This is a genomic window from Megamonas rupellensis DSM 19944, assembly GCF_000378365.1.
In the GTDB taxonomy this organism is placed as follows: Bacteria; Bacillota; Negativicutes; order Selenomonadales; family Selenomonadaceae; genus Megamonas; species Megamonas funiformis.
Genome location: NZ_KB899567.1, coordinates 96,731 through 116,162 on the forward strand (window position 1 = coordinate 96,731; position 19,432 = coordinate 116,162).

Consider the following 19,432-nt stretch of genomic DNA (forward strand, 5'->3'; position numbering starts at 1 on the left):
TTCAATTAAGAAAGATACCTTTATTTTTATTTATTATTCCTGTTGGGATAAATTTTGAGCTACAGCAATAAAAGATTTTTCACAAAGTTCATCTAAGCGAGCAAAATCTTTATTGAGATATAGATAACCTAAAACTGCTTCAAATCCTGTGCTTATATGATAATCATGGACTGAAGCCACACGTGGAGCGTGCGATTTAGCATTTTTTCCACGCTTGAAGACATATGCTTCATCTTCCGTTAAATCATCTTTGATAGCTTTATAAGCTTGTGCTTGAAGCGTAGCTGAAACTAATTTCATACTGAAATCATTCAAAAGATGTACGCGAGATTGTTCAAAATTAAGTAATCTTGTGCGTATATAAAGATGATAATAAGCATCACCTACATAGGCTAAAACAAGCGGAGATAGATTGCGCGTAGGTATATCTTCATAACGATTTTTTAATTCATCAAGTGCTGTAAATTCAAAAAGATGTTGTTTTAAATATTGATATTGTTTGAATTTCATTATTTTTTCCAGCGAACACCAGTAGGAGAATCTTCTAATGTAATACCGATATTTTTAAGTTCATCACGGATTTTATCAGCAGTTGCCCAATCTTTATTTTTACGAGCATTTTGACGAATATCAATGATTAAATTCATGAGATTATCCACAAGTCCATCATCAGCGGATTTATCATCGTCTTCTAAAATACCAATGATATCAGCCATTTCACTGAATACATCAAGAGCAGTATCAACAGCTACTTTACTGCAAGCTACTTTACCGGAAGTTACTTCATTGTAGTAGATATTGATTTCTTTAGAAAGGTCAAACATATTTGCAATAGCAAGAGCTGTGTTGAAATCATCGTCCATAGCTTCAAAGAAATTTTGTTTGCACTGTTTTGCTTTAGCGATAAGTTCTTCACCAGATGTAGCATCAGTTGTGTTTTTAGCTAATTCTTTGAGATTATCAAGAGCATTTTTTAAACGGTTTAAGCTAGTTGTAGCTTCATCAAGACGAGCATCACTGAAATCAAGTGGGCTACGATAATGAGTGGATACGATGAAGAAGCGAAGTACTTCTGCTGGGTATTTATCAAGGATTTCTTTTACAGTGAAGAAGTTACCGAGAGATTTACTCATTTTTTCTTGATTGATTGTGATGAATCCATTGTGAAGCCAATAGCGAGCAAAGCTATGGTCATCACCACAATAAGCTTGAGATTGAGCAATTTCATTTTCATGATGAGGGAAGATTAAATCGCTACCGCCACCATGGAAATCGAATGTTTTACCAAGATATTTTAAAGACATAGTAGAACATTCAATATGCCAGCCAGGACGACCATTGCCCCATGGACTTTCCCAGAATGGTTCACCTGGTTTTGCTGCTTTCCAAAGTGCAAAATCCATAGGATTGTGTTTGCTTTCATTGACTTCAATGCGAGCGCCAGCCATCATATCTTCAAGTTTACGGCCACTTAATTTACCATAACCTTTGAATTTTTCTACGCTGAAATAAACATCGCCATTTAATTCATAAGCATAGCCTTTATCAATGAGTACAGATATCATGTCAATGATTTCTGGAATAGTTTGAGATACTTTAGGATAAGTATCAGCATGTTTTACATGAAGTTTATCCATTACTTCAAAATAAGAATTGATATATCTTGTGGAGATATCGCTCCAATTTACACCTTCTTGGTTAGCAGTGCGGATGATTTTATCATCTACATCAGTAAAGTTTTGGATATGTTTTACTTTATAACCAAGATGAGTGAAATAGCGTTTGATTACGTCCCAAGTAACAAATGGGCGAGCATTACCAATATGAGGGTGATTATATGGTGTAACACCGCAAACATAAATGCTTACTTGTCCCTCTTTTAGTGGTTTAAATTCTTCTTTTTGTTTTGTTAGAGTATTATAAACTTTAAGCATGATTATTCTTGGAATCCTCCAATTCTTTTTTTAGTTTTTCTAATTGTAATTGTAAATCAGAAATACGATGAGAAAGTGTTTTAATCATATCTAATTCAGGGTCTGGTAATTTATCATGAGATAAATCGACGTCGAGTTCTTCAGCTAATTCACGCATTTTTGGAGAAATTGGTTTTTCTTCAACTTGTGTTTTTTCACCTTTGATTAAAATGACTCTACCCGGAATACCTACAACAGTAGCATATGCTGGTACTGGTTTTACTACGACAGAGCCAGCACCAATTTTGGCATGGTCGCCTACAGTGAATGAGCCTAAAACTTTAGCACCACAAGCCACTACGACATTATTACCAATAGTAGGGTGGCGTTTCCCTTTTTCTTTGCCTGTACCACCCAAAGTAACTCCTTGGTATAAGGTAACATTTTTACCGATAATAGTAGTTTCGCCAATGACGATACCAGAACCATGGTCAATGAATAAACCAGGGCCTATTTGCGCACCGGGGTGGATTTCAATTCCTGTCAAAAATCTACCTAAATGAGAGATTAAACGAGGAATGACTACCCAATTTTTTTTGTAGAAATAATGACTTAAGCGGTAAAGCCAAATAGCATGCAAACCAGGATAACATAAGAGAACTTCAAATATACTTTTGGCAGCAGGGTCACGCTCAAATACAACACGAATATCTTTTTTTAAAGTTGATAATAAGTTCATAATGCTCACCGTTATAACGTATAACCCAGCCAAAAAATAGCTGGGTTATATGGATTATTTCTTTATAAATTTTAATTAGATTTAAGCTAAAGTGCGTTCAATGCGTTTTGCTGCACGTTCATAGCCTAAAACTTCTACAAGACCAGCAAGGTCAGGGCCATGCATTTGACCAGTTAAAGCAATACGAATAGGCATATAAACGGATTTTCCGCCTAATTTTATACCTTTATTAGCTTTGAAGTCTTTCATGATTTGTTTGAAAATTGGTTGGATATTTTCAGCTGTGAATTCTGTAAGCTCAGCTAATTTATCTTTAAACATAGTGATAACTTCAGTTACAGTTTCTTCTTCAAGAACAGCTTTACATTCATCATCTTCTACTGTGAAATCATCTTTATAATAGAGGTCAGCGAAATCTACATATTGAGCAGCGAAACTCAAATGATCGCGAATAACTTCTGTGAAGCGATTTAATCTAGCCATTTCTTGTTCATCTGGAGTATCAGAGATATAGCCTTTTTCGATGAGATGAGGAATAGCCATCTGTGTGATTTGAGAAGCAGGGATTTTTTTCATGTATTGAGCGTTGATCCAGTTTAATTTATCGATATCGAATACAGCTGGATTTTTAGCTACATGGTCCATAGAGAATTCTTTGATTAATTCATCAATGGAGAAGATTTCTTGTTCACTTTGAGGAGCCCAGCCTAAAAGTGCTAAGAAGTTAACGATTGCTTCAGGTAAATATCCGAGGTTTTTATATTGCTCAACGGAAGTTGCACCGTGACGTTTACTCATTTTTGTATGGTCTTTACCCAAGATAAGAGAAATATGACCAAATTTTGGTACAGGGAAGCCAAGTGCTTCATATAAAACTACTTGACGAGGAGTGTTAGATAAATGTTCTTCTGCACGGATTACATGAGTGATATGCATTAGAGCATCATCGATTACTACAGCATAGTTATATACAGGGATACCATCAGCTTTAACGATAACAAAATCACCAATACCGTTGGAGTCAAAGCTCATTTTTCCACGAACCATATCATCAAAGTTTACGGATTGGTCGCAAGGAGTGCGGAAGCGGATAACAGGTTTTCTACCTTCAGCTTCGTATTTTGCGATTTGTTCAGGTGTAAGGTTACGGCAATGGCCACCATAAAGAGGCATTTTATTTTGTGCACGAAGAGCTTGACGTTCAGCTTCGATTTCTTCTTCTGTGCAATAGCAGTAATAAGCTTTACCTTCAGCTAATAATTTATCAGTGAATTTTTTATAAATATCTAAACGTTCAGTTTGACGATAAGGACCATATTCGCCACCTACATCAATACCTTCATTCCAATCAAGACCGAGCCATTTTAAAGCAGCTTTGATATTTTCCTCAGATTCTTTTGTAGAGCGAACTCTATCTGTATCTTCAATACGTAAAACAAATTTTCCATCAGTGTATTTTTTCGCTAATAACCAGTTGAATAATGCACTTCTTGCCCCACCAATATGGAATGGACCAGTAGGACTTGGTGCAAATCTAACTCTGATTTGTTCAGACATTAGTGATACCTCCAAATATATGAATTGATAATTATGAAATTTATTTAGCAAATTCTATTATACCATACAAAGGCAAGCACTTGAGCAGGGAAATAAGGATAAATTAATTTTTTATAAATTTAATTTATCAATGCTACAAACAGCGTAAGATGAAATACCTTCTTCATTACCTGTAAAGCCCAAACGTTCTTCTGTAGTAGCTTTGATATTGACATCTTCAATAGGCAAATTTAAAGTTTCAGCCACATTTTTTTGCATAGTAGGAATGAATGGCAATAATTTTGGTCGTTGAGCAACAATAGTAGCATCGATATTGTTGATTTTATAGTTTTTAGCTTGTAAAAGTTCTCCTACATGTTTTAACAATATTAAGCTAGAGATACCTTTAAATCTTTCATCTGTGTCAGGAAAATGTTTGCCGATATCACCAAGAGCAGCAGCACCAAGTAGAGCATCAGAGATTGCATGAAGTAATACATCAGCATCAGAATGACCAAGTAGACCTTTTTCATGAGGAATATCAACGCCTCCTAAAATAAGTTTGCGGTCAGTTACTAATTTATGCACATCATAGCCTATACCAACTCTAGACATAATTAAACCTCTTTTCTATTCTATTTATTATGTTTATTTTGAGACCTTAGTGAAGACTTCATTAAATAATGAAGAGATTTTTATTTTAGCGTGATTTTTTACTTTTTGTCCGAATAACATTTCTGCGATGACTAAATCTGTAGGAGTTGTAACTTTGATATTATTATAATCTCCCATAACGAGTTTTACTGCATGGCTAGTGCGACGAACAAGGCTAGCTTCATCAGTACCTAAGAAATTATCTTCTTGAGCTTTTTTATGCGCTTCAATTAAAATTTCTTTTTTAAATCCTTGTGGTGTTTGAATTGCCCATAATTTGTTTCTATCTGGTACTCGTTCGATAAAGCCCATTTCATTGATTTCAGCTGTAGTATCTTTTACAGGAACGGCACAAACAGCTGAACCAGATATCATGACTTCATTGATTACGTTTTGGATTACTGTTTCAGAAATTAAAGGACGAGCAGCATCATGAACAAGTACGATATCAGAAGCAGGGTCTACTGCCATTAAGCCATTATAAACAGAATATTGACGTTCAGAACCACCTGCTACGATTTTGTAAGGTTTTAGTTTAGGAATTTTACTTAAGACTTTGCGAATAATTTCCATCTCGTTGATATCGACAGCAATGATTAATTCATCAACACAATCACAACGAGAAAAAGTAAGTAGAGTTTGAATTAAGATTGGTTTACCTGAAAGCTCAGTGAAAATTTTGTTGAAGCCAAGTCCCATGCGTTTTCCTTGACCGGCTGCGGGAAAAATAACAGAAACCATAAGAATACCTCCTTAAAAAAAGACTACGAAGTATAAACCCCATAGTCTTTTCATAGTTTTTATTTTGGTTTGGCAAAAATCATGCGTCCTGCTGCTGTCTGTAATACAGAAGTAACAACAACTTCTAATGTTTCATTGAGATGTTTATGACCACCTTCAACAACAATCATTGTACCGTCGTCTAAATAAGCAACACCTTGCCCTTGTTCTTTACCATCTTTTACTACAGTTACTACCATAGTTTCACCAGGAATAACTACTGGTTTTATAGCATTAGCTAATTCGTTAATATTGAGAACTTGAACGCCTTGTAAATCAGCGACTTTGTTTAAATTAAAATCGTTAGTGATGATTTTAGCACCGATTTCTTGTCCTAAACGGATTAATTTGGAATCAACACCTGTAACATCATCATAATCGTGATGGTCGATTTTTACAAGCATATCAAATTCTGTTTGAATACGTTTTAAGATATCTAGACCGCGTCTACCGCGTGTTCTTTTGAGTAAATCTGAAGAGTCAGCGATGAATTGTAATTCTTCCAATACGAAAACAGGAATTAACAAAGTACCTTCAATAAAACCTGTTTTGCAGATATCAGCAATTCTACCATCAATAATAACACTTGTATCGAGTAATTTATATGATGGAGTGTTTAATTCTGTCTTTATTTTATCCACAGACGAATTATCATCATTTTTATTAGCGTCTTCTTTAATACGAGAAGGTAATAATGCAATAATATCTTTTCGTTTCTTTATGGTAATATATAAACCTAAATAACCAAAGACAATACTGAAAATGATTGGAATGTAAGGACCGATTAAAGGAATTCTAGAGAATGCGACACCTAAAAGATTAGCAAGAATAAGACCGATAGCTAAACCTAAAACACCAGCGACAACATCATGTGTTGGCATTTTACTGAGCTGACGTTCTACCCATATAGAGAAGATACGTAACTTGTTTATACAATAAGAAGAAGAAATAAATCCAATAGAACCACCAATAATACCACCGATGAGAATAGATAGAGCATTCATCATAGTCATATCTAAAATATCGAGGTTAATTTGTAAAAATTCAGCACTAATAATATAGGCTAAAACAGGACTAGCAAACTCTAGTAAGGTTGCCCCGATAATAACAGCAAAGACTGTTATAAAAAATTTTAAAACTCTATTTAATAACACTGTTGAAATTAAACCCCCTTTACGAATGTGTTATAAATTTATTCTACTAAAATAATGAACAAAAGTCCATTAAGATTGCAAAATTATAATCAAATTATAATTTTTTAATCATAAACTCATAATATATTCAGATTGATTTTGAGAAACGATTTTAAAACCTAATTTTTTGTACATATTTACAGCATAATTATTCTTTTGCACAGATAGTGATATTTGAGTATAATTTTTTTGCCGTAAAAAAGTTAAAAAGTTTTTTAATAAAGAAGTACCAATACCTTTATTTCGATATTGAGGGTATATGGACATAGCTAGTTCAGGAATATTGTCATTCAGATGACCAAATCCTTGAATACAGCGTATCCATACAGCACCTACTATATAATTATCAACTTGGGCAATAAAACAATAGTCATCTTTTTCTTTACCAAAATTATTTATATAACGCCATAAACTAGGTTCTTGAATTATTGTTCTGGGTGGAATTTGGTCAGTATCTGCAAGAAAAATTGCTTCATATAAAAAATCGGTTAATAAAGGAATTTCATTCTCTTTTATAGGACGAATTATTATATTCATGATAAAACCTCTAGTTAAGTGCAATTTTTAAGGCTTCACTTAAATAACGAACACCATGGATTTGTACATTTGAAGCAAAATGTTCAAGGCGTTCTAAGTTTTTGGCAGGTAAGATGATATTTGTAAAGCCCATGCGAATAGCTTCGCGAACTCTTATATCCGGTTGACTGACAGAGCGTACTTCGCCAGAAAGTCCGACCTCACCAAAGATAATAGTTTGAGGTTTGATACTTTGGTTGCGAAAACTTGAAGCCATAGCACAGCAAAGAGCTAAATCGACAGCTGGGTCATCTATTTTTATGCCACCTGCTACTTTTACATATACATCACAAGTACCCATATTTAAATGCACGCGTTTTTCTAAGACTGCTAATAACAATTGAATTTTTTTGATGTCTATAGAGTCAGAAGTTCTGCGTGGCGGTACGTATGGTGTAGGAGCTACTAGAGATTGTATTTCTACTAAAAGAGGTCGAGTTCCTTCAAGGGCAGGTATGATTACTGTACCAGATTCATTGCTATTTTCTTCAGATAAAAACATTTTGGAAGCATCAGGAACATCGACAAGACCAGTTTCACGCATTTCAAAAATACCGATTTCATTAGTATTACCAAAGCGATTTTTTACAGCACGTAAGACGCGATATTCAGCATTGCGTTCGCCTTCAAAATAAAGTACAGTGTCAACGATATGTTCAAGTACACGAGGACCTGCAAGTGTGCCGTCTTTAGTTACATGACCAATGATGAAGATGGAGATATTATTTTGTTTAGCAATGCGAAGTAAGCTTACAGAACATTCACGTACTTGGCTGACGCTACCTGGCGCACTTTGGATATCAGGGCGAAAAATAGTTTGAATGGAGTCGATAATCAATAAATCTGGCTTTGTTTCAAGTACATGACGTTCAATGCGTTCTAAATCTGTTTCGCTTAGAACAAAGAGATTATCTTGAAGTGCATTTAATCTATCAGCTCGCATGCGAATTTGACGAGCACTTTCTTCACCTGTTACATATAAAACTTTATGGGTAGTAGCTACATTAGCACAAATACGCAAATTTAAACTGGATTTACCAACACCAGGGTCACCGACCATGAGGACAAGTGACCCTGGAATTATACCTCCACCTAAAACACGGTTCATTTCTACAGAGCCAGCACTAAATCTAGGTAAATCTTCTGTAGCAATTTCTTTTATGGGTTTAGGTGAACTATTTGTTTTATTTGTACTAAGGCTAAAACCACGATTATTAGAAGGAGTAACTTCTTCTAACTCTTCAACTAGAGTATTCCACTGACCACAACCTGGGCATTTGCCAAGCCATTTAGGAACACTATAGCCACATTCTTGACATACATATAAGGTTTTGCGTTTAGCCATAATAAGTTTCCTTGTAATTTTTTATTATTTGGATTTAATGTGTAAATATTTTTTGAGATATTTTGCCATGGATTTTACTAGCCAAACAATGGCGATTAAAAAATTTAAAGTAAAATTTTTTATGCGTTTTATCAAAGATTTTTCAGCTAAAAAATTTTTTTGTACTTTATTCATTATTTATTTGTAACCTCAAAATTATCTGTTAGATTTTCGATATTTTCTGTAGGCAATACATCATCAACTTTAAAAGTCAATTTATCATCGACACAATCTACAATTATTTTTTGCATAGATTTTATATTTTTTTGTAATAATTGTTCAGCAAGTGGGTCTTGAAGATAGCGTTGAACAGCACGTTTTAGCGGTCTAGCACCATAGATTGTATCAGTGCCATGTTTTAAGAGATAAGATTTTACTTCATCTTTAATGATTAATTCAATATCCATTTCAGCTAATCGCTTTTGAACATCATTTAATAATAAAGTAACGATTTGAGTCAATTCTTTATCAGTTAGTGGTTCAAAGATGATTATTTCATCAATACGATTGAGAAATTCTGGCTTGAATTGTCTTTTTACTTCGTCCATGACGATTTTTTTGGCGTTTTGTTTAATCTGTTTATCTTCATTGACAGCAAAGCCCATGGTATTTGTCTTTTGTGGTTGCAATTTAAAAGCACCTGCATTTGATGTCATGATGATGACTGTGTTTTTGAAATCAACAGTTCTGCCTTGGCTGTCAGTTAGGCGACCATCATCTAAGACTTGTAGAAGAATATTGAAAATATCTGGGTGGGCTTTTTCGATTTCGTCTAATAAAATAACAGCATATGGTTTGCGACGAACAGCGTCAGTTAATAAACCGCCTTCATCATAGCCGATATAACCTGGAGGAGCACCGAGCATACGAGATACTGTGTGTTTTTCCATATATTCGGACATATCAAAGCGTATCATGGCGGATTCATCACCGAAAATAGCTTCTGCCAATGAACGTGCTAATTCTGTTTTACCTACACCAGTAGGGCCTAAAAATAAAAATGAACCTATAGGACGTTTTGGGTCTTTAAGTCCTGCTCTAGCACGACGAATGGCTTTAGCTACAGCGTTTACACCTTCATTTTGACCTACTACACGTTTATGAATTATATCTTCAATATGCAAAAGTCTATCTGCTTCTTTAGCTACTAATCTTTTTACAGGGATACCAGTCCAAAGAGTAGCGACATCGGCGATATCTTCTTCAGTTACAGCTATTTGAGCATTATTTTGTGTTTCCCATGCAGTTTTAGCAGTAGCTAATTCTTCTTTGATTTGTATTTCTTGGTCGCGGATAGTAGCTGCTAATTCATAATCTTGATTATCAATAGCTTTTTCTTTAGCTTTTTTCAAATCTTGAATTTTTTGTTCTAATTGTGAAATATTTGTAGGGATATTTACTGTTTTTAAGCGAACTTTAGCAGCTGCTTCGTCCATTAAATCAATGGCTTTATCTGGTAAAAATCTATCTGTGATATAGCGCTGAGATATTTTTACAGCAGCTTTGATAGCTTCATCTGTAATTTTAGCACAATGAAATTCTTCATATTTATTGCGAATGCCTTTTAAAATGCTGATAGCATCTTCAACGCTAGGTTCATTCACCATGATAGTTTGAAAACGTCGTTCAAGGGCAGAGTCTTTTTCAATATATTTTTTGTACTCTTTTAAAGTAGTAGCACCGATTACTTGGATTTCTCCACGAGATAGAGCTGGTTTTAAAATATTAGCAGCGTCCATAGAGCCTTCAGCAGCACCTGCACCTACAAGAGTATGCATTTCATCAATGAATAAAATAATATTTTTATTTTCAATGATTTCATCAATGATTTTTTTGAGTCTGTCTTCAAAATCACCGCGATATTTAGTGCCAGCAACTAAACTTGCCATATTTAAGGAAATGATGCGTTTAGAAGCTAAGACTTTAGGAATATTACCATTGATTAAACGTTGAGCCAATCCTTCGGTAACAGCAGTTTTTCCTACACCTGGCTCACCAATGAGAATTGGATTGTTTTTAGTACGGCGAGATAAAATTTGAATTACACGTTCGATTTCACGATTGCGACCGATTACAGGATCGATTTTTTCTTCTCGTGCCAATATATTCAAATCTCTACCATATTTGTCTAATAGAGGTGTAGCAGAATTATTTTTTTGCTTGTTATCTTTGGTATTATTATCTTTTTTAGGAGATTTGTTTTCTTTAAAGACATTTAATTTAGGCATATCGTTTAAAGTATCTTCATTTAATAAATCCAAGATAGCATCATGGATAATATCTAAATCAGCGCCTAAAGAGATGAGAATTTCACAAGCTATACTTTCAGTATCGTAGATGATACCAAGTAAAATATGTTCAGTGCCAATATAATCATGCCCTAAAGCTTGGGCTTGTTCAACAGCATATTCCATGATAGTTTTAGCTTCAGGAGAATAGCCTATTTCTTCAGTTTCAAGATCGTCAAAATCTTCTTTTTCCACTAATTCATGAACTCTTTGTCTTACTGTATATAAATCTATACCTATAGAAGAGAGAGCTTTAGCAGCTACATTAGTACCTTCATGTAATAGACCAAGTAAGATATGTTCAGTGCCTACATGAGCATGTTTTAAATGTTTTGCTTCATATTGAGCTAATTTTAAGACTTTTATAGCAGATTGAGTAAAACGTCCTTGCATAAATAAATCCTTTCTGTAATTAAAATCAGCTCATAGATATATCTGGGGCTAATTCTTGCAATATTTTTCTGATGATATGAGCACGTTGTTTATCAATTTCTTGTGGTGTCATATTTTCATTTTGTTGTAAGTTTTGAATATAATTTTTTTGACTGGCAATCAATAAGATATTTAAAAGCTCTGGTTTTGTTTCATCAATGATATCAAGGTCAACGCCTAAGCGCACTTTACTTACTAAATCAAGCATTTCATTTTCTGAGATAAAACGAGCGTATTTTAAAATACCAAAAGAGCGCCATACACGATTAGCGAGTTTATCAGGGGAATAATTTAAAAGAGCTTTTCTTGCTTCGCGTTCATGGGAGATAATTTCAGTTACAGTACTATTGAGATTATCAATTAATTCTTGTTCTTTAAAGCCTAGAGTTAATTGATTATCTATTTGGAAAATATTACCTGCATTATCTTCGCCAAAGAAATTGCGGATAGCTAAGCCTAATTGTGGTGAAATGTTGACAATTTTTGATAATTGTTGAGTCATCACAAGTGCAGGTAAATGCAGTAAGACAGAAGCACGAAGACCTGTGCCTAAGTTAGTAGGGCAAGCTGTTAAATAGCCCATTTTTTCATCAAAGGCAATATTTAAATAAGCTTCAATGGCATCATCAATGGCAAAAGCTTTGGCTAAAGGTGTATTTAAATCTAAGCCTGAAGCCATACATTGAATGCGTAAATGGTCATCTTCATTTACCATGATAGCTACAGAAGCATCATTGCTCAAAATCAATAATCTATTTTCGGGGTTGGTCAATAACTTTTTACTGATGAGATGTTTTTCCACTAAAACTTGTTGTTCAAGATGAGTTAATTTATCAATTTCCAGATAGTCAAATTTTAAACCTGTAGCACTTTCTATGGCTGGAATTAAGCGAATGATTAATTCTTTGATTTGAGCTAAATCATTGATATTAGCGCGATTAGGAAATGGTAAATTTTTTAAATTACGAGCGAGGCGAACTCTGCTAGCTAAAACAATATCTGCTTCTTTACCTAAAGTAGTAAGCCAAGATAATTGAGGAGTGGTAAATTTAGGCATTTTGGTCAACTCCTTTATCTAAATTTTGTTTAGCATGTAATTGATTTTCTAAAACTTTAATGCGGTCGCGCAAAACAGCAGCTTGTTCATATTCTTCAGCTTCTACATATTTAGTTATCTGTTTGCGTAAATTTAAAATTTCTTGTTTTAAACTCAATGTGCCACCAGCGCGATTAGGAATTTTGCCGATATGGGTACTAGAGCCATGAATTCGACGAAGTAAAGGTTCTAGGGCAAGGGCAAAAGTTTTATAACAATCACTGCAACCTATTTTGCCAGTTCTAGTAAAATCTTGATAACTCATATGGCAACTTGGGCAGATGAGAGGTTTTTTTAAATTATTTGTATCACTATGTTTAGTGGTTTTAGGTTCATGATTGAAAATTCCAGATAAAAAATCATTTATAGAGAATACATTTTGTTTTTCAGCTAATAGGCCTAATTTTGTAGCACAAAATTCACAAAGATGATGTTCTATTTGTCCTTGACTGGTAATTTCAGTCACATAAATACTAGCTTCATGTTTATGGCATTCATCACATAACATAAAAAATGCCTCCTTTGTAAATTATTTATAAATAATCTAGCTAAAATTAGCCAAAGTCATAATTAATGATTTGATAAAAGATACGCGTTCTTTGGCGTCTAATTTGTCAAATACAGTGGAGAGCGTTTGCAAAAGCAAAGCTGCTTCACGTTTTTGGATTAATTCTCGTTTAAATAAATAATGAATGATATTATTTACTTCATCTAAAGTGATATCTTCATCTATTTTAGCTAATATATCTTGGTAAATTAAATCTTGTAGTGGAACTCTACCAATGCGAATAAAGCCACCAAGACCACGACGAGATTCGACAACGAAACCTTTGTCTTGAGTAAAACGTGTGCTTAGTACATAACTTATCTGTGAGGGAGCACAAGATATTTCATCGGCAATATCTGAGCGTTTTAATTCTACTTTGCGATTATGCTCAGCCGCCAGACGACGTAGGATATAATCTTCAATTAAGTCAGCTATATTGCTCATATTAATCACCTTTATTTTAAAAATTTTTATCACTAATTATATTATAATTTGACATTTTGACTTAAGCAAGTTTTTTATTTTTAGCCTAAAATTTCTCTATAAAGGGATTTAAAGTATTTTCGTTAATAATAAAATAAAAGCATTCAATAGTTAGAGCAAAAATCTAATTATTAAATGCTTTTATTTTAATAATAAATACATATATTATTGTTCTCTAAAATTAATTTTACCTGTAACATCGTCCATAGAATCAACAATAGCAAGAGATTCTAAATGAACACCTTGAGCGCGTAAATCAGCGCCACCTTTTTGGAAACCTTTTTCAATGACGATACCAGCACCAATAAGTTCAGCACCAGCGGATTTTACGATTTCGATAAGACCTTTTAAAGCATTTCCATTAGCTAAAAAGTCATCAATTAATAATACTTTATCTTCTTTAGTTAAGAATTTTTTAGAAACAATTACATCATAAACTTTATTATGAGTGAAAGATTCTACCTTACTTGTATATACGGCACCTGCAATATTTTTAGATTTACTTTTTTTAGCGAAAACTACAGGTACATCAAAAAATTCAGCAACAATGCAAGCAATACCTATACCAGAAGCTTCAATAGTGAGTATTTTTGTAATTTCTTCATTAGCGAATAATCGTTTAAATTCTTTACCTATTTCACGGAATAATTTGATATCCATTTGGTGATTTAAAAAGCTATCAACTTTTAAAACATTTCCTTCTCTAACGATACCATCTGTTTGTATTCTCTCTTCGAGTAATCGCATGCGACTTTTCCTCCTAAAAATTTTCCGTCTATAAATATATAAACTATATTTTACCTATTTTTTGCGATTGTTGCAAGATTTTTCTAATGGATATATAAGAAAAAATAGGCTAGATATAATCTAACCTATTTAAATCTCAAAAATTTTATATATGGATGACTTATTTTTGTTTATTTAATAAAGCCATAGCAATTTTTTCGCTAGTGATAGGAAGTTCTTTAAACCAAACGCCAGTAGCATTGTAAATCGCATGAGCTAATGCCGGTGAAGGTGTATTGATAACGATTTCACCGATGGATTTTGCACCAAATGGACCAGATTGTTCATAGCTGTTAGCAAATTCCACGCGAAGTTTACCCATATCAAGACGAGATGGCACTTTATATTGCATAAAGGAATTTTCAGCGAGAACACCTTTTTTGTTGTAAGTTACATCTTCATATAATGCCATGCCGATACCTTGAACGATACCACCTTCTGTTTGTACACGTGCAAGATTTGGATTGATTGGAGTACCGCAGTCAACTACAGCACAGTAATCAAGGATTTCTACATGACCTGTTTCTTTATCAAGTTCTATTTCTACCATGCCAGCCATAAATGGTGGTGGAGATGATGGCATAGAATTTGATTCAGTATGTTGAAGTGATTGAGTTGCACCGCACATAGAACTTACAGCTATATCATTTAAAGAAACGCTTTCATTTGTATGCATATTGATTACAGATTTACCATCAAAATCAACATCATCAATAGAACATTTGAGCATATTAGCACCAAATGCTTTGATTTTAGTGATTAAGCCAAGAGCAGTTTTTTCTACAGCTTTACCAGTTACATAAGTTGTACTAGATGCATAAGAACCAGAATCATAAGGTGTTGCATCTGTATCAGCTGCGATTACAGAGATATTTTCTAATGGACACATCAATACTTCTGCTGCTATTTGAGCTAAGATAGTATCACAGCCTGTACCCATATCAGCAGAACTGATGGATAAAGTGTAAATTCCTTCATCATTTAATTTTAATGTAGCAGAACCAACGTCAACACATGTGATACCAGAGCCTTGCATTGCCATAGCCATACCAACACTGCGGATTTTGCCATTGCCCATATCACGAGCAGGATATTTTTCGTCCCAGCCAATCATTTCTTTACAGCGAGTTACACAGCGGTCAAGTGTACAGCTTGTAGCAGTTTCACCATAATAAGCTGGCATAACGTCGCCTTCTTTGACAAGGTTCATTTCACGAAGTTTTACAGGGTCAATATTTAATTTGCTAGCAAGTTCATTAACAGCACTTTCTACAGCGAAAATACCCTGAGTTGCACCATAGCCACGATAAGCACCAGCACTCATTACATTTGTATATACTACATCATAAGCAAATTTAAATGCTTTTAAACCACGATAAAGTGGAATGGATTTATGACCAGATAAGCCAACAGTCGTTGGACCATGTTCACCATAAGCACCAGTATTAGAGAGTGTATATACATCTATAGCTTGGATTTTACCTTCTTTTGTAGCACCAATTCGCACGGAAACTTCCATTTCATGGCGAGGTGTAGAAGCTATTTGACATTCTGTACGAGTGAAAATCATTTTAGAAGGTTTTCCTGTTTTATAAGTTACAAAAGCAGGGAAAACTTCAGCTACTACAGTTTGTTTTGCACCAAAACCGCCACCAATACGAGGTTTTGTTACGCGAATTTTTGATTGAGAAATATCAAGAGCGTGAGCTACGATACGGCGAACATGGAATACAATTTGCGTGGAGCTTATGATATTTAAGCGATTATAAGTATCCATGTAGCAGTATGTGCAGAATGGTTCCATCATAGCTTGCTGACAAGCTTTTGTATGATAAGTTCCTTCAACTACAACATCGCAATTTTTTAATACTTCATCAACATCGCCTTCACCTTCAGAACCACAAGCACAGAGATTGCGTTTATTATCTGCACCGACAGGAGCAAGAGAACGCCATGTATCTTCAGGATGAACGAGAATTTTATTATCTTTAGACTTACGGAAATCTAATAATGGTTCTAAAACTTGATATTGAACTTTGATTAATTTTAAAGCTTTATCTACAGCTTGTTCATTTTCCCCAGCAACGATAGCTACAGGGTCACCAACATAGCGAACATGTTTATCTAAAATCAAACGGTCATAAGGGCTAGGTTCAGGATAAGTCTGACCTGCCATAGTGAAGCGTTTTTGAGATACATCTTGATAAGTGAAAATAGCTTCGATACCAGGAACTTTACTAGCTATAGTTGTATTGATATTTTCAATGATAGCATTGGCATGAGGACTGCGTAAAACTTTTACAATCAAGCAATCTTTTGGTGCAACGTCATCAAGATATACAGGTTTACCTGTAACAAGTGACATAGCATCAGATTTCATGATAGGTTGATTGACATATTTTAAATTATCTAAATTAGTCATGCTTGTTCCTCCGTTTTACCATTTTTATAATCTAAAAAGGCACGAATACCACGAAGTTGACCTTCATAACCAGAACAACGGCAGAGATTACCAGCTAAATATTCAAGAATTTCTTCATCGGAAGGATTAGGATTTTCTCTAAATAAAGCAATGGCATTCATGATGAAACCTGGATTGCAAAAACCGCATTGTTCTGCACCTTGATTGGCAATGAAAGCACCAAATTCACGAGCTTCTTCTTGGAGTCCTTCAAGTGTAGTTATATGCTTGCCATCAACACGAGCAGCGAGCATAGAGCAAGATAATACAGGTTTATCTTCAACAAATAAAGTACAAAGCCCACAGTTTGAAGTGTCGCAACCACGTTTTACGCTACTACAGCCATGTTTGCGGACAAAATCTATCAATAATGTATCAGCTGAAATTTCTTCACTGATTTTTTTCCCATTGAGCCATACATTTAAAATCATTAAGCATTTCCTCCTATAGATACTAAAGCACGTTTGACTAAAACATATGCTAAATGTTTGCGATATTGTGCAGAACCACGAATATTAGAGTCTGTTTTTACATTATCTTTTACATAATTTGCAAATGCTTCAATAGTTTCAGGTGATACTTTTTCACCTAAGATATTTTCTTCATCAGCAATGATTACTGCACGATGAGGAGTAGCACCTATTACAGCTTGCCATTTGTCATGAAGTTTAGATACAGCAACAGCCAATACAGGAAAATCTGTTTTTGTCTGTCTATGTGATAAATATGCACAATTTAAAGCAGTTTTTTTCACAATGATATTGACTAAAACATCATTATCATAAGGCATTTTAGCAAATTCACTGATAGGAATGATACCTGCATGATGAAGTTCTACATAAGCATCAAGAGCCATAAATACAGTCAATACATCAGAAAATCCATAACGACCATATATACTACCACCAACAGTAGCAAGATTTCTAAATTGTACACCGACAATATGACGCATAGCTTCTTTCATGCTGTTATTAGTATATTGATTTAAACCAGCATGAAGTTCTAAATCGCGTAATGTTGTCATAGCACCGATTTTAAATTCTGTATCAGTTTCTTCGATAGTATCTAAATTTAAACCAGATAAATCGATAGCGATATTTACATTACCAGTTTGCATTTTCAACCATAACATACCGCCAATGATGCGATTAGTCTTTTTTTGATTTAATTCATAAGCTTCTTCTATAGAGGATACTTTGCGAAATTCTTTGATTGTAAGCACAAAATGCTCTCCTTTCCTTGCTCAAAAAAAGCTATCCGGCAAAATATGTCAGATAGCTTGTAGGTTATTCTTGTGATATTAAACAAGTCCAACCATCTTTTTGTTCTACTTTGCCTTCCTTCATTAAATGTCCTAATGCACGTTTAAAGGCAGATTTACTGATACCAAAGCGTTCACGAATAACTTCAGAAGCGGTTTCATCACAATAAGGCATTTTGCCACCTCGAGCCATAAGTGTATCATAAAGCATTTGAGCATCAAGATTAATAGCTTTTTCTTTGATTGGTCGCATAGAAACATTGATACGACCATCATCACGAATAAAAGTAATACGTGTAGTTAAAGTCTGTCCAACACGTGGCTTAGTAGTCATTTCACGCTTATCTAAAAAAGCGATAAAACGTTCGTCTGTGAAGATAAAAGCACCTTGTTCTGTAAAATTATAAACAGAGCCAGAAACCATATCGCCGACTTTTACATTGTCAGCAGGACGAGAAGCACGACGAATTTCATCTTCAACTTTCATAGTCATAGCTAATCGACCAGATTTATCTGTGTATAATTTTGCCCAAACGACTTCGCCTACTTGTAATTTTCCTCGCATACCAGCATATGGCATAAAGATACCACGTTCAGCACCGACATCTAAAAATGCACCATCACGGCTAGTATTGATTACTTTTAAACGAGCAATCTGTCCTTCACGCATTCTAGGAGTTCTCATACTGGCAGTAAGTCGTCCATGTGGGTCTTTATATAAAAACACAGATACTTTATCGCCAGGCTTTATAGGAGAGGTTTGTTGTAATTTATGCAACAAAATATCATCACTAGTATTGCCTGTTTGGGCATCTAAAAATGCGCCCATTTCACCAACACGTGCGACTTTCATAGTTACTACAGTACTTGGTTGATATTTTTTTTGTTGTTTTTCTATCAATATATTTATTTAACCTCGTTGTTTAATCTTCGTATTCAACAGTAGGAGCTTCGCCCCATAAGCTTTCTAGACCATAGAAACGACGAGCTTCTTCAGTGAAGATATGAGCAACGCAATTTCCAAAGTCTAATAATATCCATTCAGCATTTTGATATCCTTCTTTATGCAAGAATTCTTCACCAGCTTGAGTCATTTCATCTTCAATATTGTCAGCTATAGCACGAACTTGAGTTGCTGTAGTAGCACTACATACGATGAAATAATCAGTAGTAGTAGTTAAATCATGCATATTCATAATCATAATATCTAATGCTTTTTTATCGCTAGCAGCTTTTGCTATTAATTGGCTTTTTTCTTGAGAAGTTAAGGTCATATAAACACTTGCCTTTCTATAATAATTTA

Annotated in this window: 20 protein-coding genes; all 20 read right to left on the reverse strand. The window is 34.3% G+C overall.

What is annotated here, in order from left to right; translation table 11 throughout:
• Nucleotides 1-33: 33 nt before the first annotated feature.
• Nucleotides 34-510: a Mini-ribonuclease 3 gene (locus F553_RS0101475; RefSeq protein ID WP_018998712.1), complete on the reverse strand. Its 477-nt coding sequence runs from the start codon at nt 508-510 to the stop codon at nt 34-36.
• On the reverse strand, nt 510-1,934 hold the full coding sequence (gene cysS, locus F553_RS0101480; RefSeq protein WP_018998713.1) for a cysteine--tRNA ligase: 1,425 nt from the start codon (nt 1,932-1,934) through the stop codon (nt 510-512). The genes F553_RS0101475 and cysS overlap by 1 nt, the downstream gene beginning before the upstream one ends.
• Nucleotides 1,927-2,652, reverse strand: a complete 726-nt coding sequence (gene cysE, locus F553_RS0101485; protein WP_018998714.1) for a serine O-acetyltransferase — start codon at nt 2,650-2,652, stop codon at nt 1,927-1,929. The genes cysS and cysE overlap by 8 nt, the downstream gene beginning before the upstream one ends.
• An 81-nt stretch (nt 2,653-2,733) precedes the next feature.
• Nucleotides 2,734-4,209, reverse strand: coding sequence for a glutamate--tRNA ligase (gltX, locus tag F553_RS0101490; protein ID WP_018998715.1), 1,476 nt, complete (start codon nt 4,207-4,209; stop codon nt 2,734-2,736).
• A gap of 111 nt (nt 4,210-4,320) precedes the next feature.
• Nucleotides 4,321-4,803 carry a 2-C-methyl-D-erythritol 2,4-cyclodiphosphate synthase gene (gene ispF / locus F553_RS0101495; RefSeq protein WP_018998716.1) on the reverse strand — a complete coding sequence of 161 codons (483 nt, stop codon included), beginning with the start codon at nt 4,801-4,803 and terminating at the stop codon, nt 4,321-4,323.
• A 33-nt stretch (nt 4,804-4,836) separates the two neighbouring features.
• A complete protein-coding gene (ispD, locus tag F553_RS0101500) occupies nt 4,837-5,583 on the reverse strand; it encodes a 2-C-methyl-D-erythritol 4-phosphate cytidylyltransferase (RefSeq protein ID WP_008537350.1) in 747 nt (248 codons plus the stop codon).
• Between the two features lie 59 nt (nt 5,584-5,642).
• Nucleotides 5,643-6,776: a PIN/TRAM domain-containing protein gene (locus tag F553_RS0101505; RefSeq protein ID WP_018998717.1), complete on the reverse strand. Its 1,134-nt coding sequence runs from the start codon at nt 6,774-6,776 to the stop codon at nt 5,643-5,645.
• Between the two features lie 108 nt (nt 6,777-6,884).
• Nucleotides 6,885-7,352 (reverse strand): GNAT family N-acetyltransferase, encoded by a 468-nt coding sequence (locus F553_RS0101510; RefSeq protein WP_018998718.1) that lies wholly within the window; start codon nt 7,350-7,352, stop codon nt 6,885-6,887.
• Between the two features lie 10 nt (nt 7,353-7,362).
• Complete coding sequence (gene radA, locus F553_RS0101515; RefSeq protein ID WP_018998719.1) at nt 7,363-8,736, reverse strand: DNA repair protein RadA; 1,374 nt, start codon at nt 8,734-8,736, stop codon at nt 7,363-7,365.
• 24 nt (nt 8,737-8,760) lie between these two features.
• Nucleotides 8,761-8,910: a hypothetical protein gene (locus tag F553_RS12550; RefSeq protein WP_008537355.1), complete on the reverse strand. Its 150-nt coding sequence runs from the start codon at nt 8,908-8,910 to the stop codon at nt 8,761-8,763.
• Entirely contained in the window at nt 8,910-11,456 is a 2,547-nt protein-coding gene (locus F553_RS0101525) for an ATP-dependent Clp protease ATP-binding subunit (RefSeq protein WP_018998720.1), read from the reverse strand. The genes F553_RS12550 and F553_RS0101525 overlap by 1 nt, the downstream gene beginning before the upstream one ends.
• Before the next feature lie 25 nt (nt 11,457-11,481).
• A complete protein-coding gene (locus tag F553_RS0101530; RefSeq protein ID WP_018998721.1) occupies nt 11,482-12,552 on the reverse strand; it encodes a protein arginine kinase in 1,071 nt (356 codons plus the stop codon).
• On the reverse strand, nt 12,545-13,099 hold the full coding sequence (locus F553_RS0101535; protein WP_008537358.1) for a UvrB/UvrC motif-containing protein: 555 nt from the start codon (nt 13,097-13,099) through the stop codon (nt 12,545-12,547). Before F553_RS0101535 ends, F553_RS0101530 begins: the two co-directional genes overlap by 8 nt.
• 36 nt (nt 13,100-13,135) lie before the next feature.
• Nucleotides 13,136-13,582 (reverse strand): CtsR family transcriptional regulator, encoded by a 447-nt coding sequence (locus F553_RS0101540; RefSeq protein ID WP_008537359.1) that lies wholly within the window; start codon nt 13,580-13,582, stop codon nt 13,136-13,138.
• 204 nt (nt 13,583-13,786) lie between these two features.
• A complete protein-coding gene (locus tag F553_RS0101545; protein WP_008537362.1) occupies nt 13,787-14,368 on the reverse strand; it encodes a xanthine phosphoribosyltransferase in 582 nt (193 codons plus the stop codon).
• Nucleotides 14,369-14,528: 160 nt separating this feature from the next.
• Complete coding sequence (locus tag F553_RS0101550) at nt 14,529-16,829, reverse strand: xanthine dehydrogenase family protein molybdopterin-binding subunit (RefSeq protein WP_018998722.1); 2,301 nt, start codon at nt 16,827-16,829, stop codon at nt 14,529-14,531.
• On the reverse strand, nt 16,826-17,299 hold the full coding sequence (locus F553_RS0101555) for a (2Fe-2S)-binding protein (RefSeq protein ID WP_008537364.1): 474 nt from the start codon (nt 17,297-17,299) through the stop codon (nt 16,826-16,828). The genes F553_RS0101550 and F553_RS0101555 overlap by 4 nt, the downstream gene beginning before the upstream one ends.
• Nucleotides 17,299-18,090, reverse strand: a complete 792-nt coding sequence (locus F553_RS0101560) for an FAD binding domain-containing protein (RefSeq protein WP_008537365.1) — start codon at nt 18,088-18,090, stop codon at nt 17,299-17,301. Before F553_RS0101560 ends, F553_RS0101555 begins: the two co-directional genes overlap by 1 nt.
• A 64-nt stretch (nt 18,091-18,154) precedes the next feature.
• Nucleotides 18,155-18,982, reverse strand: coding sequence for a CvfB family protein (locus F553_RS0101565; RefSeq protein ID WP_224169872.1), 828 nt, complete (start codon nt 18,980-18,982; stop codon nt 18,155-18,157).
• 70 nt (nt 18,983-19,052) lie between these two features.
• Nucleotides 19,053-19,403 (reverse strand): ribosome silencing factor, encoded by a 351-nt coding sequence (gene rsfS, locus F553_RS0101570; RefSeq protein WP_015563262.1) that lies wholly within the window; start codon nt 19,401-19,403, stop codon nt 19,053-19,055.
• Nucleotides 19,404-19,432: the final 29 nt, after the last annotated feature.

Bases quoted from the DNA above. Each gene is read 5' to 3' on its own strand.
- cysS (WP_018998713.1), bottom strand. From the start codon at position 1,934: ATGCTTAAAGTTTATAATACTCTAACAAAACAAAAAGAAGAATTTAAA.
- F553_RS12550 (WP_008537355.1), bottom strand. From the start codon at position 8,910: ATGAATAAAGTACAAAAAAATTTTTTAGCTGAAAAATCTTTGATAAAA.
- radA (WP_018998719.1), bottom strand. From the start codon at position 8,736: ATGGCTAAACGCAAAACCTTATATGTATGTCAAGAATGTGGCTATAGT.
- F553_RS0101530 (WP_018998721.1), bottom strand. From the start codon at position 12,552: ATGCCTAAATTTACCACTCCTCAATTATCTTGGCTTACTACTTTAGGT.
- F553_RS0101525 (WP_018998720.1), bottom strand. From the start codon at position 11,456: ATGCAAGGACGTTTTACTCAATCTGCTATAAAAGTCTTAAAATTAGCT.
- F553_RS0101475 (WP_018998712.1), bottom strand. From the start codon at position 510: ATGAAATTCAAACAATATCAATATTTAAAACAACATCTTTTTGAATTT.
- F553_RS0101545 (WP_008537362.1), bottom strand. From the start codon at position 14,368: ATGCGATTACTCGAAGAGAGAATACAAACAGATGGTATCGTTAGAGAA.
- rsfS (WP_015563262.1), bottom strand. From the start codon at position 19,403: ATGACCTTAACTTCTCAAGAAAAAAGCCAATTAATAGCAAAAGCTGCT.
- F553_RS0101535 (WP_008537358.1), bottom strand. From the start codon at position 13,099: ATGTTATGTGATGAATGCCATAAACATGAAGCTAGTATTTATGTGACT.
- ispD (WP_008537350.1), bottom strand. From the start codon at position 5,583: ATGGTTTCTGTTATTTTTCCCGCAGCCGGTCAAGGAAAACGCATGGGA.
- gltX (WP_018998715.1), bottom strand. From the start codon at position 4,209: ATGTCTGAACAAATCAGAGTTAGATTTGCACCAAGTCCTACTGGTCCA.
- F553_RS0101510 (WP_018998718.1), bottom strand. From the start codon at position 7,352: ATGAATATAATAATTCGTCCTATAAAAGAGAATGAAATTCCTTTATTA.
- F553_RS0101540 (WP_008537359.1), bottom strand. From the start codon at position 13,582: ATGAGCAATATAGCTGACTTAATTGAAGATTATATCCTACGTCGTCTG.
- F553_RS0101555 (WP_008537364.1), bottom strand. From the start codon at position 17,299: ATGATTTTAAATGTATGGCTCAATGGGAAAAAAATCAGTGAAGAAATT.
- F553_RS0101565 (WP_224169872.1), bottom strand. From the start codon at position 18,982: ATGAAAGTCGCACGTGTTGGTGAAATGGGCGCATTTTTAGATGCCCAA.
- ispF (WP_018998716.1), bottom strand. From the start codon at position 4,803: ATGTCTAGAGTTGGTATAGGCTATGATGTGCATAAATTAGTAACTGAC.
- F553_RS0101550 (WP_018998722.1), bottom strand. From the start codon at position 16,829: ATGACTAATTTAGATAATTTAAAATATGTCAATCAACCTATCATGAAA.
- cysE (WP_018998714.1), bottom strand. From the start codon at position 2,652: ATGAACTTATTATCAACTTTAAAAAAAGATATTCGTGTTGTATTTGAG.